Annotated in this window: 12 protein-coding genes; 7 read left to right on the top strand and 5 right to left on the bottom strand. The window is 54.8% G+C overall.

Annotated elements, in window-relative coordinates:
* Positions 1-2,541, bottom strand: a complete 2,541-nt coding sequence (gene treY, locus KOSB73_RS16295) for a malto-oligosyltrehalose synthase (protein WP_098140691.1) — start codon at positions 2,539-2,541, stop codon at positions 1-3.
* Positions 2,538-4,325 (bottom strand): malto-oligosyltrehalose trehalohydrolase, encoded by a 1,788-nt coding sequence (gene treZ, locus KOSB73_RS16290; protein ID WP_049131253.1) that lies wholly within the window; start codon positions 4,323-4,325, stop codon positions 2,538-2,540. Before treZ ends, treY begins: the two co-directional genes overlap by 4 nt.
* A gap of 247 nt (positions 4,326-4,572) precedes the next feature.
* Here treZ and KOSB73_RS16285 point away from each other — a divergent pair, with 247 nt between their 5' ends.
* Positions 4,573-5,457: an SDR family oxidoreductase gene (locus KOSB73_RS16285; protein WP_049090394.1), complete on the top strand. Its 885-nt coding sequence runs from the start codon at positions 4,573-4,575 to the stop codon at positions 5,455-5,457.
* A gap of 50 nt (positions 5,458-5,507) precedes the next feature.
* Here the strand turns inward: KOSB73_RS16285 and KOSB73_RS16280 are convergent, their stop codons facing one another.
* Positions 5,508-5,738 (bottom strand): hypothetical protein, encoded by a 231-nt coding sequence (locus KOSB73_RS16280; RefSeq protein ID WP_024358173.1) that lies wholly within the window; start codon positions 5,736-5,738, stop codon positions 5,508-5,510.
* A 317-nt stretch (positions 5,739-6,055) separates the two neighbouring features.
* Here KOSB73_RS16280 and KOSB73_RS16275 point away from each other — a divergent pair, with 317 nt between their 5' ends.
* A complete protein-coding gene (locus tag KOSB73_RS16275) occupies positions 6,056-6,217 on the top strand; it encodes a YqaE/Pmp3 family membrane protein (protein ID WP_004120471.1) in 162 nt (53 codons plus the stop codon).
* Between the two features lie 79 nt (positions 6,218-6,296).
* Entirely contained in the window at positions 6,297-6,740 is a 444-nt protein-coding gene (gene ivy, locus KOSB73_RS16270; RefSeq protein WP_098140690.1) for an Ivy family C-type lysozyme inhibitor, read from the top strand.
* A gap of 104 nt (positions 6,741-6,844) precedes the next feature.
* Here the strand turns inward: ivy and nqrE are convergent, their stop codons facing one another.
* Positions 6,845-7,456: an NADH:ubiquinone reductase (Na(+)-transporting) subunit E gene (gene nqrE / locus KOSB73_RS16265; protein WP_032711060.1), complete on the bottom strand. Its 612-nt coding sequence runs from the start codon at positions 7,454-7,456 to the stop codon at positions 6,845-6,847.
* A gap of 120 nt (positions 7,457-7,576) precedes the next feature.
* Positions 7,577-9,115 carry an EAL domain-containing protein gene (locus KOSB73_RS16260; protein WP_098140689.1) on the bottom strand — a complete coding sequence of 513 codons (1,539 nt, stop codon included), beginning with the start codon at positions 9,113-9,115 and terminating at the stop codon, positions 7,577-7,579.
* Between the two features lie 272 nt (positions 9,116-9,387).
* Between KOSB73_RS16260 and KOSB73_RS16255 the strand changes: the two genes are divergently transcribed.
* From KOSB73_RS16255 to KOSB73_RS16240, 4 genes are all read left to right on the top strand, one after another.
* The gene (locus KOSB73_RS16255; protein ID WP_029669670.1) at positions 9,388-10,713 is read left to right on the top strand and encodes a glycoside hydrolase family 10-like protein; all 1,326 of its coding nucleotides are present in this window, start codon (positions 9,388-9,390) and stop codon (positions 10,711-10,713) included.
* A 30-nt stretch (positions 10,714-10,743) separates the two neighbouring features.
* Positions 10,744-11,196, top strand: a complete 453-nt coding sequence (locus KOSB73_RS16250; protein WP_004137151.1) for a nuclear transport factor 2 family protein — start codon at positions 10,744-10,746, stop codon at positions 11,194-11,196.
* Between the two features lie 123 nt (positions 11,197-11,319).
* Positions 11,320-11,742: a hypothetical protein gene (locus tag KOSB73_RS16245; RefSeq protein ID WP_024358179.1), complete on the top strand. Its 423-nt coding sequence runs from the start codon at positions 11,320-11,322 to the stop codon at positions 11,740-11,742.
* A 16-nt stretch (positions 11,743-11,758) separates the two neighbouring features.
* Positions 11,759-14,866, top strand: coding sequence for a multidrug efflux RND transporter permease subunit (locus KOSB73_RS16240; protein WP_098140688.1), 3,108 nt, complete (start codon positions 11,759-11,761; stop codon positions 14,864-14,866).
* The last annotated feature ends 8 nt before the right edge of the window (positions 14,867-14,874 follow it).

Genomic DNA, 14,874 nt, shown 5'->3' with positions numbered 1-14,874 from the left:
TTATTCTCCCCGTAGCTCAGCGCTAATAAGCGTCAACAACCACCCGGATGTTGACGCCAGTTCGAGCGACGTTTCCACCAGACGGCTCTCGCCGCTAAACACATCGCGAAAACGTTTCCCGGCCAGATCGTCTGGTATGGTTACCACAGTATTGCCCCATAGCCTTGCGGAAGATTCCGCCAATCCGTGCGCCGCAACGTCAAACGCCAGGCGAGGCACCACCACGATCAGGGCCTCCTCTCCGCTGATGCGCGCGTAGGCAATAAGATTATCTTCCCTCTCCCCGGAGACTTTTAATGGTACCCAGTCACCATAATGGAAGAGCGCTGAATGCCGCTGTCTTAATCGGAGAAAAGAAGCGGTAACGTACTGTTTCAGGCGCCCGTCTCGCCAGGCGGGTTCGCGGGTGAACAGATCCGCTTTCCCGGTATGAAGGTTTTGCGCAAGGACAGCGAAATCGGGTTCACGTCGGTTATCCGGATCGACAAGACTGAAGTTCAGCGCCTCGCTCCCCTGATAAATGTCCGGCACGCCGGGCGCAGTCAGTTTTATCACCGTCTGGCTGAGGCTGTTTACCAGTCCGGCACGGATAAAGGGCTGCAAGGCAATGTGAAAATCGTTGAGAAAGCGCGAATTATCCGCAGAAAATAGCTGCTGCACATAATTAAGCACCACGCTCTCATAGCTTTCATTGCTGTCGATCCAGTCGGTTCTCTGCTTGGCCTCGCGCAGCGCTTTTTCCATAAAAGCGAGAAAACGCGTTTCGAGCGATTTCAGCCCTTCGGCATCGTCCGGCAGCAGCGTTGCAGGCCACGCGCCCGCCAGCGCCTGATAGATCATCCACGTATCCGCCGCGTTCGGCGCCGTGCCGTCGTTCAAAAAACGCACATGGGTTTGATTCATCTGACGCCAGCGCGCAAGGTTTTCCGCCCACAGCTGCGGGGCTTCCGTTAAGGTGTAAAGCCGGGCCCGCGCATCTTCCCCGCGTTTCGTATCGTGCGTCGACGTCCCCAGCAGCGCATCGGGCTGGCGCGCAAGACGGATGCGCATCTCCTGATGAAAGCGAGACAATGAGAAGGCGCGAGGCGTAGGATCGGCCCCAACTTCATTCAGCGCCAGGTCGAGGTTATGACGAAAGAACAGCGTATCCTCGACCGATTTCGCCATTAACGGCCCGGTGAGCTGCTGAAAACGGGTCCTGAAGAGTGAAGCGATGTCGAGGCTGCTCGCCTGCAGATTGCCGGTCAGGATAGCGATAATGACGTTAAGCGCGTTGGCATCGGGTCGGTTTTCTTCGGCGTTCACCTGGTCAACCACCCGGTTTAACAGCGTAATATCGCCTGCGGTCAGCCCTTCGGCGGTGCCGTAGGTACGATAGACCGGGAAGGCCAGCAGCAGTTCGCGCAGGGCGTGGCGCAGCGCGTCACTCTCGACCGCCATGCCGTTACGCTGCGCCAGTTCGCGGGCCAGCTTCAATAAAGTGGTAAATTCACCCTCAAAATTGCGATCCGCCATCAGGCCTTTCGCCTCGCGCAGCGCTTTGTGGCGATCCACCGTTCCGCCGAGCGCGTCGTCATGCACCTGCTGCAGCTGGTCGAGGTTATTGTCATCCACCAGCACTTCCGCCAGCGAAGCGATAAACTCATACCCTGTGGTGCCGGACACCGGCCAGTCGGCGGGCAGCTGTTCGCCCTTCGCGAGGATTTTTTCCACCGTAATGTAGCACTCTGGCCCGGTGGCCTGGCGCAGGCGCTGCAGATACCCCAGCGGGTCGGCAAGGCCATCGATATGGTCAATACGCAGACCATCGACGATGCCGGAATGCACCAGTTCAAGGATAAGTCGATGGGTGTCGTCAAACACCGCCGGGTCTTCAACCCTGACGCCAATCAGGCCGGTAATTTCAAAAAAACGCCGCCAGGAGAGCTGCCTGGGCGCTTCCCGCCAGGACATAAGGCGCCAGCTTTGCGCCTCGTGCAGCGCCAGAATGGCGTCGCGATCCGGGGATGTTAGTCGTTGCTCACCTGTCGCCAGGGTTTGAGGATTCAGGGGCCAGACCTGGTCATAATAGATGAACGCCGGTTTCCCGGTTGCAGGGTCGCGTTTCAGTTCGAGCGCCCCGCTCTCCAGTTCCGCCTCAAAGGTATCCCCCAGAAACGGCAGCGTAACGGGACGCGTCCAGTCAATATCGAAATAATTCGCCCAGCGGCTGTTCTTGCCCTGCTCGATAACGTCCCGCCACCAACGATTCTCCAGCGAGGTCGACATATGGTTAGGCACAATATCCAGGATCAGGCCAATTTGCGCGTTTCGCAGCGCCTTCACCATCCGGTCAAACCCTTCGCGGCCCCCGATGGCCGGGTCGATCTCGTTAGGATCGGTAATATCATAGCCATGGGTGGAGCCGGTGGTCGCCGTAAATATCGGCGAGGCGTAAAGATGGCTGATACCGAGCCCCTGAAGATAGGGGGCCAGCGCCGCCGCGCGATCGAAGGTCATGCCGTTACGGAACTGAATGCGATAAGTCGCGGAAGGGATCATACTGAGGCTTCTCCATGTGCAAAACGGACAACAATACTGTCTGGCGTTAACGCTTCCTGCTGTTCCGGCCAGCTAAAAATGACCTCGCCAGGTATTTCCGGCAACGCAAGCGGTTCCTCGCCGATATTCAGCGCCACAGAGAGCGTCCCGCCGGCAAATTGCCAGCTCACCGCCAGCGCCTGAGGCTCCGTGTGCAGGATCTTGCCCTCGACGCCGCCCCCTGCCGCCAGCAGCGGGACGATATAGCGATGGCGCAGCAAGATGAGGTTGCGCGTGAAGCGCAGCCAGGATTTCCCCTCCTCGCTTGCCGCCTTCTGCCAGTCGAGCTTAGAACGAATAAAGGTCAGGGGATCGTTCGGGTCCGGGACGGATTCGTCGTGCCCCGCGTGTCCGGCAAACTCTTTTGCCCGTCCTTCCCGCACCGCCTTCGCGAGGGAACCCTGAAAATCGGTAAAGAACAAAAAGGGATTGCTCTCGCCGAACTCCTCTCCCATAAACAGCAAAGGAATATGCGGCGACAGAAGCAAAGCGGCGAGCAAAACGCGCGTTTTCCCGGCGCCGGCAAGGGAGATCAACCTTTCCCCCTGCGCACGGTTTCCGGTCTGATCGTGATTCTGAATAAAGTCGACAAAAAACTGCGGCGGCTGAGCGGCGCAGGCCACGCCGCGGGGCTTCCCGGTTTGCGCAGAAAGCTCACCCTGGTAGACAAATCCCTCGGCCAGCGCCCTTGCGAACTTACTGGCAGGCTGATGCGCAAAATCCTGATAATAGGCGTGCGTCTCGCCGGTGGCGAAAACGTGGGCGGCGTTATGAAAATCATCATTCCACTCGGCGGTAAACAGCGGGGTTTGTCCATCCTCATCGCGCGGATGGAGGAAAATGACGTTCCGGCTGTCTTCGGTGGTGAGGTGGATATGGCGGTCGGGGATGGCTTTGCGGATATTTTCGGCGATCTCTATCAGCACATGCCTGGCGGAGCGATCTTCAATCTGATCGATGGCATCAAAGCGCAGCCCATCAAGATGGTACTCGGTAAGCCAGAACAGCGGCGCCTCGGTAATATACTGCCGCACAGCCTCGGTTTCATAGGCGATAGCGTTACCCCAGGGGGTCATTCGGTTTTGATGAAAAAAGCCCGGCGACAGCAAAGAGAGATAGTTGCCTTCCGGGCCAAAATGGTTGAGAACGATATCGAGAACCACCGAAAGCCCTAACCCGTGGGCGGCGTCAATAAAGGCGTGAAAATCCCCCGGCGAGCCGTACGCGGCGTGCGGCGCGTAAAGTAATACGCCGTCATAACCCCAGCCGCGGGAACCGCCAAACTGGGCAACGGGCATAATCTCGACCTGGGTGATCCCCAGCTCTGCCAGATAAGGCAGCTTATCGATGGCGGCCAGAAAGGTGCCTTCTGGCGTAAAGGTGCCCGGATGGAGTTCATAGATGACAGTTTCTTCCCATGGCCGCCCTTTCCAGACGCGGTTAACCGGCTGAAAAAGCCTGGGGTCGATAACTACCGAGGGACCGTTAACATCATCGCGCTGCGCGCGCGTGGCCGGATCGGGAATACGCCTGCCGTCGGCTAAAAGGAGCATATATTCATCGCCATGCTTTACGCCAGGGACGTCAATCTGGAACCAGCCCCCACCCGCGGCTTCCATCGGAATATCCCGCGTCTTCAGGCTCAGCGTCATTGTCTTTTGACCTTCGGCCCAGACGCGAAAACGGACAGTATCAGCGGCAATAAACTCCGCCCCCCAATGCTTGTGAAACGATATGGATTCCATTCAATGTCCTCAGGCGACTTATTCAGATAACGCGGCATGAAATATAAGATTAGACCAGGATGAGCCAAGTGTGCTGGCGGTGTTGGGTCTGTTATTTATAAAGACCTTGGCTGTAATACATATAGGCTGAAAAGTCAGGTAAATAATTCCTGGTTTTAAGCAGTTAATTATTCCTGGTTTACCTTTCTTTTATCCCCCATGCGCAATAATTGACTAATCTTAAATTTCATTTATTAAGGAGGCCGGTATGACAACAGGAAATAATTCAACGCTACACTATCCACTTCCGCCGTTTGTCGAGCAGCCGCAGCAACCCCCGGGGCTGGCATCGGAAATGAAGCCCCTTCCCGACCACGGCGAAACCAGCTACATCGGTTCCGGGAAGCTTGTGGGGAAAAAAGCGCTGATTACCGGCGGTGATTCGGGTATTGGCCGGGCAGTTGCTATCGCCTTCGCGCGCGAAGGCGCGGATGTCGCGATCGGCTACCTGCCGGAGGAGGAATCCGACGCGGCTGCCGTTATCGCGCTGATACAGGCCGAGGGCAGAAAAGCCGTCGCCATTCCCGGCGACATCCGGGTTGAATCATTTTGCGATACCCTGGTCGAAAAGGCGGTCGCGGAGCTTGGCGGGCTGGATATTGTGGTTAACAACGCCGGCAGGCAGCAATATTGCGAATCCATCGAAGAGTTGACTACCGCCGCTTTTGACGCGACCTTTAAAACCAACGTTTATGCGCCATTCTGGATAACCAAAGCCGCGCTTCGCCATCTGTCTGAGGGCGCGGCTATCATCAACACCTCTTCCGTCCAGGCGTTTAAACCCAGCGAGATCCTGCTGGATTATGCCCAGACCAAAGCCTGCAACGTTGCGTTTACGAAATCGCTGGCAAAGCAGCTGGGTCCGCGCGGTATCCGCGTTAATGCCGTGGCGCCGGGCCCGTACTGGACGCCTCTGCAGTCAAGCGGCGGCCAGCCGCAGGAGAAGGTTCAGCAGTTTGGCGAGGATACGCCGCTCGGCAGACCGGGACAGCCGGTTGAGATAGCGCCCCTTTACGTACTCCTGGCTTCCGACGCGTGCTCCTACGCTTCTGGCCAGGTCTGGTGCTCTGATGGCGGCACCGGGGTAGCATAAAAGAGATCGTCGCTGTGGCGCGCTCTATTCGCGCGCCGCAGCGACGAACGCTAGTAGCGTAAAAGGAACTGGATGAGGGTTATCAGCAAATAAAAACCGCAGACGATTTGCACACCTCTCCAGCCCCACCTGAAATAACGCCACTGATAACGCTCTCTGGCATTCGCCTGCGCAATGGCGGGCTCCAGGCTCTGCTTTTTCTGCTTACTTCTCAGTAGGCTCCAGCCCCACCAGACAATGACCATGATGACGATAACTTTATACAGGATGATGTTGCCCATGCCGCCGCCATTTTACGATTGGATAAAACTGCCTGCGAGTGTAGCGCACTTCTCGCCTCGTTACCTGCATACCTTATTGACGTTTAAACATGTTTACGCTGGAACCCTCTTGTTCTGTCAGCGCGGCTGATGTAGCGATATCGTAGAATAATCTTATATATGTCAAAAAGGTGAATTGCGACTTTTCTCTTTATTAAATATGTAGTATCAAGGCGCTGGTAATATTAGCAGTCTTATTATTCAAAAAGTTAAAATTTGCAAAACCAGACGTAACCGCTAAAATAACCATGAGCTAACTCACTAAGCAGGGAGATATTATGGGTTTTTGGCGAATTGTGTTGACGATTATTCTACCGCCACTCGGCGTGCTGCTGGGTAAAGGGTTTGGCTGGGCCTTCATTCTCAATATTATTTTAACCATCCTCGGTTATATTCCAGGGCTTATTCACGCGTTTTGGGTTCAAACCAAAAACACCTAATCAGAAATATCTTACAGTTTGACTCGCCGGCTTATCCCCGGACATTAAACGGAAGCAGAAAGTTCGCAGGAGCAATATCATGCTTAAACAATTAACCGCTATCGTTTTGCTGGCTGCAGCAACCAATGCCGTGGCGCAAGACGATATGACGCTGGACAGTCTGGTCAAAAAGGAACCGGCAGCCTTTAGTCAAATGGTAAAAGGTCACCCTCTGCCCGCCTGGGTAAAGACGGGCGGAACCGCCTCGCCTGCCAGAACGGTGAAGCTTGGCGCAGAGACTTATCAGGTACTCAGCGTCTGTAAACCCCACGATTGCGCGACGGAACGCTTCGCCGTGCTGTGGTCTGAAAAGTCCAGACTGATGAGCGGGCTTTTCTCTACCGTTGATGAAAAAACCGCCCAGGAGAAACTGACCTGGCTTAACGTTAGCGACGATCTTTCCATCGATGGTAAAACGGTGCTCTTTGCCGCCCTGAGCGGCAGCCTGGAAAATCATCCCGACGCATTTAACTTTCAGCAGTAGCCCGTAGCCAAAAATTGACGCCTGTGGCCGGAACGGTAATCCGGTCATCCCCATTCTGCCGCTCTGACCCGGGGTCTGGACGGCAGAATAACGTCCCTTTCCGGCTACAACGAGATGCCGGCGAATGACATAAACCCCAGCGACATTAGCCCGGCGGTAATAAATACGCTGCCTAACCCGCGCAACCCCTTCGGCATGTTGGCGTATTTCAACTTTTCGCGTATGCCGGCCAGCGCCACGATCGCCAGCGCCCAGCCAATACCGCACCCGGTACCGTAAGTGAGTGACTCAAAGAAGCTGTATTCACGCTGCACCATAAAAATGGTCGCGCCGAAAATGGCGCAGTGAATGGTTAATAACGGCAGAAACGGGCCTAAAGCGTGGTTTAACGCATGAAAGTATTTATCGATGACCATCTCAAGGATCTGCACCAGCGCCGCGAGAACGCCGATAAAAGTGATAAAATCGAGAAAGCTCAGATCGACCCCTTCGATCAGGGCGTTCTCTTTCAGCAGATGATTGTAAATCAGGTTATTTATCGGCGTCGCTATCGCCAGCAGCGCTGTTACCGTCACGCCGAGACGAAATGCGACATCGATTTTTTTGGAGATAGCGAGAAAAGTACACATGCCGAGGAAAAAATTAAGCGCCATATTCTCGACAAAAACCGCGCGGATAAAAATATTGAGGTGAGATTCGAACAAGACAACCTCCATGTTGTTGAGTTGTTTCTCAATCATGCCAAACTTTCAGGTGAAACAGGCAATAACGACTCGGTTTTGCCGAGTCGATCACCTTTTAATTTCCTGAGTTTTGATAAGGCGGGACAGCCGCCTTTACTCGCCCTCTCTGCGCTGGAGAAACGTGCGCGGAAGCATCTCAATAAATTCATCAACCGGCACCGGTTTTGAAAAGTAGTAGCCCTGGTAGAGGGTAATGCCCATATTTTTGAGCATCTCAAGCTGCTCTTTATCCTCAACGCCCTCGGCAATAATCTGGCAATGAAATTTTTTCGCCAGATTGACCATATTCATCACCACCAGCGCTGAAGCGTTATTGGTCACAATGTTGAAGGTAAAGACTTTATCGATTTTAATAATCTCCGGATTAAACTGCTGGATGTAGCTGTAGTTTGCATACCCGGTACCAAAATCATCCAGCGAAAACTGCACGCCAATACGCCTGAGTTGGTCCGTCACCGCTGACGTCTGCAGGGTATTTGCAATCGACTCCCGCTCGGTTATCTCCAGGACAAGGCGTACTTTTGCCGCTTTCATCTGTTGGGTAAACGTCTGGCACAGGGTCACAATTTCGTCGTCCTGAAAGTTTACCGAGCTGGTGTTAAAGCAGATAAACAGCCCCGCGGGAATGACGGACTGCTGTCGCCGGAGCTGGCGACTCACCTCAGCAAAGCAAATCGCCGTCACTTCTTTGATAAGACCGGTCTGTTCGGCGACGGAGATAAATTTATCCGGCGCAATAAACCCCTGTTTTGGATGCTCCCAGCGCACCAGCACTTCGCCGCCGACGATCTGACCGGTGTCGCTGCCGATAATCGGCTGAATATAGGGTTTGAGCTGTTTGAGTTCGATAGCCTGCCTGAGCTGATACTCAATCGTATTCCGGTAGCGGAGGTAGTTTCTGAACAAAAATGTCAGCAGCAGGGAGGCCAGAATAATGGCGATAAGGGTGTGTTGTTCATAACGGATAAATGCGCCGGGGCCGGACGCGTAATGGCGGTCGGCAATAACCGAATAGTGAAACTGCTCTGATTCCATGCGTACGGGAACGCGAATACCCGGGGTCGTCGTCACTTCCCCCTTATGGGTCATTACCCGGTCGCCAACCTGAAGATACAGATGAGCGTCGCCGTCGAGAACGTTTAAAATGTTGTATAAATAATAGCCATCCACACCCACCAGAATCGTATTTCCCCGGTCGTCCTGTTCGCTGTAAACCATCAATGGATGGAGCGGCGTGATTTCACTGCCGCTCAGCAGACGTAAAGCGCCATGCGTATATTGGCGGCGATCGAACTGAAATTTCCGTCCGCCATAAACCGAGGTGCAGTATATTTCATTATCCTTACCTAAATTCACCGTGCGCACATCGGGAATAGTGGCCACCAGCGTGCGTAGCTCCGTCAGGACATTCTCATTACAGCTTTTCCCATAGAACGGCTCAGCCATATTAGCGGCCTGCTCCGCATGAGAAACGGTCACATCAAGGCTGGCTATCGCCTGCTGAAGCCGCGCATGAATATCGTTATCCACTTTTTTTTGCATTTGCCAGTAACAAAGCCCTGTACCAAAGCTCAGCACCACAATTAAAAATAAGAATATCCACAGACGATGGCGTGATAAGGAGTCGTTCATTGTGCTAATCCAGTTTGACGCGCCGCAGCGGGCCGACGGCCAATAGTTTGACCAAATTTTAATAAATCCTGTTTATACTCGCCCTGAACCGATCAAGTTTTAATGCATATCAATGATATATCATGGCAAACCGTTGCGTGATGCGAGAGTCGTTTTCTTCGCCTGAGGTTTGCGTGCTTTTGCTGCTGCACCCGTAGCTAAACTATTGACTTAAAGTCGAATAATATGAAAATGACTCTTTTGTGCGCTGACCAGAAAAGCTGGCAAATATCATGACGATCCGCTCCTGTAAATTTCTCCTGAACAAGGTGAAAATATCCGCCGTAGCAATAGCTGCTGCGCTGCTGTTGGCCCACTGCGGCAGCAAACCGCCCGTTTCTCTCGTCACACCCATGCCGCCCGCGACCAGGCAGCCGACGTTACCCAAAAGTCATGAGCCGGTACGCGGCGTGTGGCTGACAACCGTTTCGCGCCTCGACTGGCCGCCGCTGGAATCGGTGAATGGCGGCATTACGGCCAACCGACGTATCGCCCTCCAGCAGCAGGCGCTGACTGCCAAGCTGGATAATTTAAAGAGCCTCGGCATTAACACCGTCTTCTTCCAGGTGAAACCGGATGGCACAGCGCTCTGGCCATCGAAGATCCTGCCGTGGTCCGATATGCTGACCGGAAAAATCGGCGAGGATCCGGGCTACGATCCGCTTAAGTTCATGCTGGACGAGGCCCATAAGCGCGGTATGCGCGTTCATGCCTGGTTTAACCCCTATCGCGTTTCGGTCAACACCCGGCCGAAAACCGTCACCGAGCTTAACGGTACGCTATCGCAGGTTCCCGCCAGCGTATACGTTCTGCACCCCGAGTGGATACGCACCTCCGGCGATCGCTTCGTGCTCGATCCGGGCATCCCGGAAGTGCGCGACTGGATAACCAGTATCGTGGCGGAAGTCGTGGAACATTATCCGGTTGACGGCGTCCAGTTCGACGACTATTTCTACACCGAATCGCCGGGATCGGCGCTGAACGACAGCCGGACGTTCCAACAGTACGGTCAGGGATTTGCCGCGAAGGCGGACTGGCGGCGGCATAATACCCAACTGCTGATCGAGCAGGTTTCCCGTACCATCAAGCAGCTGAACCCCGAGGTTGAATTCGGCGTCAGTCCGGCAGGCGTCTGGCGCAACCGCTCCCACGATCCGGCCGGTTCCGACACCCGCGGCGCGGCGGCCTACGATGAGTCCTATGCCGATACCCGTCTCTGGGTGCAGCAGGGATGGCTGGACTATATCGCGCCGCAGATTTATTGGCCCTTCGCCCGCGACGCGGCCCGCTACGACGTGCTGGCAAAGTGGTGGGCTGACGTGGTGAAACCCACCCATACCCGCCTCTATATCGGCGTGGCGCTGTACAAGGTGGGCGAACCGTCGAAGAACGAACCCGACTGGATGATTAACGGCGGCGTGCCGGAATTGAAAAAGCAGCTTGATCTGAATGAATCCATGCCGCAAATTCAGGGCACGATTTTGTTCAGAGAGAATTACCTCAATCAGCCGCAAACCCAGCAGGCCGTTAACTACCTGAAAAGCCGCTGGGGAGGTTGATTCCCACACCTGCCTCAACCGGAGAATGTTATGTTGAAAAAATCGATTGTCGCCTTTTCCTTGTTCTGCGCTCTGACGCCTGCCGTTTTTGCGGGCAACAGTGAAAATGAACAGCTGAATAAAAAGAATGTCATTGATTTTTATAATAAAGCGTTAAATGACAAAGACTTTGCCGCCGCCAGACCCTATCTCGGAGACCGCTACATACAGCATAACCCGATGGCGAAAGACGGCGTGGAAGGCTTTCAGCAGTTTATCGCCTTCCTGAAGAACAAATATCCCGACTCCCACAGTGAAATTAAGCAGGCGTTTGTTGATGGCGATCATGTGATCCTGCACGTTGAGGTCACCGGTCGCGAGCCGGGCGTGACGCGGGCGATTATTGATATCTTCCGCGTCGACAAGCAGCATAAAATCATTGAGCACTGGGACGTTACCCAGAACGTTCCGCAAAAAACCGCCAGCGGCAACAGCATGTTCTAAAACCCGGCCAGGAGCCTTCTGCTAACACTCTCGCTTTCCCTTTTTTCATTCGTACAGACTATCGCTTGTTTAAACATTTTATTTACTTTACTGTAAAGTAAATAAACAAACGAGATCAGACTGATGTTCAACGAAAGAAAATGGGGAAAGCTTTTTTATTTCATTGCATTAGCCATTTTCCCCGGCGCGGTGAACGCCGCTTTACCCAGCCTACCCGCGCAGGGCGCCTCGCTCTATGACGCCTGCTCCCACCTACAAGAACCCGCCGAGGCCTGGCGCTGTCGCGCCCTGCTCATTAGCCAGCGCGTGGAACAGCGGCAGCGCTATCTGCACTTTTTACTTCAGCAGAATATTTTCAGCATTCAAACCTACGACTATCTGTGGAGTGAATACCAGCGTGCGACGTCATGTTCTGAGATCGGCGCCTTCTTGATGAGCAAAGTTCACGATGAGGCATTCCATGGGCTGCCCTTTACCCCGCTTCCGCCCGATGATGCGATAAGCGCGCCGCCTGCGGTGTTTACCCTGCAAGACGCCATTAACTGACCTGAGGTGCGTAACAATGCTGGCCCGCTTTTTTGTCTTTCGCCCCGTTTTTGCCGCCGTCATCGCCATCTGCATTATGGCGGCCGGCGCCCTTGCCCTGCTGACGCTGCCGGTAGAACAGTATCCGGATATCGCCCCTCCTGCCGTCAACGTCACGGCGAACTATACCGGCGCTTCAGCGGAAACCGTCGAGGATAGCGTTACCCAGGTGCTGGAGCAGCAGATTAAAGGCATCGATGGGCTGATCTATTTCTCCTCAAGCAGCAGTTCGGCTGGGCAGGCGCGGATTAGCCTTAGCTTCGATCAGGGCGTAAACCCTGATATGGCGCAGGTACAGGTACAAAATGCGGTAAACCAGGCGATTACCCGCTTACCGCAGGAGGTACAGCAGCAAGGCATTACCGTTACCAAATCCCAGGGCGACAGCCTGATGGTGGTTGCCCTGTATGACAAAAGCGAGCAATTAACCAGCCTTGATATCAGCGATTTCCTCGTCAGTTCCCTGCAGGAGCCATTGAGCCGGGTTGAAGGCGTGGGTGAAACCACCGTTTTTGGCGCGCAGTACGCCATGCGCATCTGGCTTAATCCGCTCCAGCTGACCAGCTACGGTTTGATGCCCTCGGACGTGCAGGCCGCCATTGAAGCGCAGAATTCGCAGGTTACCAGCGGTGAAATTGGCTCGCTGCCGACGCTTGAGGGACAGTATCTGAACGCCACGGTGGCGACGCAGTCTCGGCTTGAACGTCCTGAGCAATTTGAGAATATTATTCTGCGCACGAATAGCGACGGCTCGGTGGTGTACCTGCGCGATGTGGCCCGCGTGGAGATCGGCGCGGAAAACTATCAAAACCAAACTACGCTCAATGGTTACCCCTCCGCCGGGATCTCGATTCAACTGGCCTCGGGAGCCAACGCGCTGGAAACGGCGGAAAAAGTTCGGGCCGAAGTCGAACGCCTCTCTTCCCGCTTTCCGCAAGGCGTGGTCGCCGCCTATCCGCGCGACAGCACACCGTTTGTGACGGTATCGATCGAAAGCGTGGTGCATACGCTGATTGAAGCGATCCTCTTTGTCGTGGCCGTCATGTATCTTTTTCTGCAGAGCTGGCGGGCGACGCTGATCCCGACCCTTACGGTTCCGGTAGTTCTGCTGGGTACTTTCGGTATTCTCAGCCTGCTCGGTTACAGCATTAATACGCTCACCCTGTTTGCGATGGTGCTGGCAATCGGCCTGCTGGTTGATGACGCTATCGTGGTAGTGGAAAACGTTGAGCGTTTGATGGCAGAGGAAGACCTCACCCCGCTGGAGGCCACGCTGCGCTCGATGAATGAGATAACCGGGGCACTAATCGGTATTGCGTTGGTTCTCTCCGCCGTTTTTATTCCGATGGCGCTGTTTGGCGGCTCGGTCGGGATTATCTATCGCCAGTTTACCGTGACTATTGTCTCAGCCATGGCGCTGTCCGCGCTGGTCGCTCTGACGCTGACGCCAACGCTATGCGCCCACCTGCTCAAGCCAGGACACATGAAAAAAGGGCGTTTTTTCACCCTTTTCAATCGCGGCGTGACGATAAGTCAGAACCGCTACCTGGCCACGCTCCAACGAATAACCGCCCGTCCGTTTCGTTTTGTCTGCCTGGCCCTGATCCTGACCTTTTTGATGCTCTGGCAATATCAGAAGCTCGCTAGCGGATTTCTGCCCGAGGAGGATCAGGGCGCGGTCATGGTTCAGTACACGCTGCCGTCTGGCTCGCCGATGTCAATGACCGAGGAGGTTGGCGCTGATATTGCCCGCTATTTTATGACCGAGGAGGAAGATAACCTCAACGTTATCTTTATGGTCACCGGGAGAAACAATGCCGGCAGTGGGCAGAACGTCGGCATGGCATTCGCTGAGTTAAAGCACTGGGACCTGCGTCCTGGTGAGAAAAACAGCGCCCAGGCCATTATTTCCCGCGCGAACCAGTATTTTAATAAAAACGCCCGGCAGGCCAACATCAGCGTGATGTCGCCCCCGACCGTGCGCGGGCTTGGGCAATCCAGCGGCTTTGAGCTATGGCTGCAGGACAGCGCGGAAAATGGCAGCGCTGCGCTTATGCAGGCGCAAACCACCCTGCTCAATGCCGCCAGAGAAAATCCCGCTCTGGACGCGGTACGAATTAATAGTCTGGAAGAAAAAGCGCAGCTGCAGGTCGATGTCGACAGACAAAAAGCGCAGGCTCAGGGCCTGGATCAGGCTGATATCAACAATACGCTCTCAGCGGCCTGGGGGGGCGTATATGTTAACGACTTTATCGACCGTGGGCGGGTTAAACGCGTGTATATGCAAGGAGATGCGGCCTGGCGTTCGACGCCGGAAAATTTATCCGCCTGGTTTGTGCGCGGCGACAGCAACAACATGGCCTCCTTCGACAGCTTCTCATCCCTGCGCTGGACCACCGGACCGCAGATGCTTCAGCGGTTTAACGGTCTGTCGGCCGTGCAGTTTCAGGGAGGCGCGGCGCCGGGCGTCAGTTCCGGCGCCGCGATGGCGGAGATGTCCGACCTGGTCAGCTCGATGAACGGGTTTGATCTGCAATGGAGCGGTTTGTCCTGGCAGGAGCAGTCATCTTCGGTGCAAACGCTGTGGGTCTACCTGGCGTCGCTGGCCTTTATGTTTTTATGCCTGGCCGCCTTATATGAGAGCTGGTCGGTTCCCATTGCCGTAATGCTGATTATCCCGTTGGGCATTATTGGCGCCATCAGCGCTTCGTTGCTCGCCGGTTATGAAAACGATATCTACTTCCAGGTGGGGATGTTGACGACAATGGGCCTCTCGTCCAAAAACGCGATTCTGATCGTTGAATTCGCCCTGGCGCAGTTCCAGCAAGGGAAAAGCCTGTCGGAAGCCACCCTCGAAGGCGCGCGCCTGCGCTTGCGCCCCATCGTGATGACCTCACTCGCATTTGTTGTTGGCGTAATCCCTCTGGTACTCTCTACCGGCGCGGGGGCTTCCAGCCAACGAGAGATAGGCACCGCGGTCATCGGCGGCATGCTCACTGGGACGCTGCTGACCTTGTTTTTCGCGCCATTATTTTTCCTGCTGGTGCAGCAAGGAATGATGCGGCTAAAAAGACGCAAACCGTAAGGACTCAA

Source organism: Klebsiella grimontii (genome assembly GCF_900200035.1).
Lineage (GTDB): Bacteria > Pseudomonadota > Gammaproteobacteria > Enterobacterales > Enterobacteriaceae > Klebsiella > Klebsiella grimontii.
Note: the sequence above shows the minus strand (reverse complement) of the source record. Positions and strands in the feature narration are given on the sequence as shown.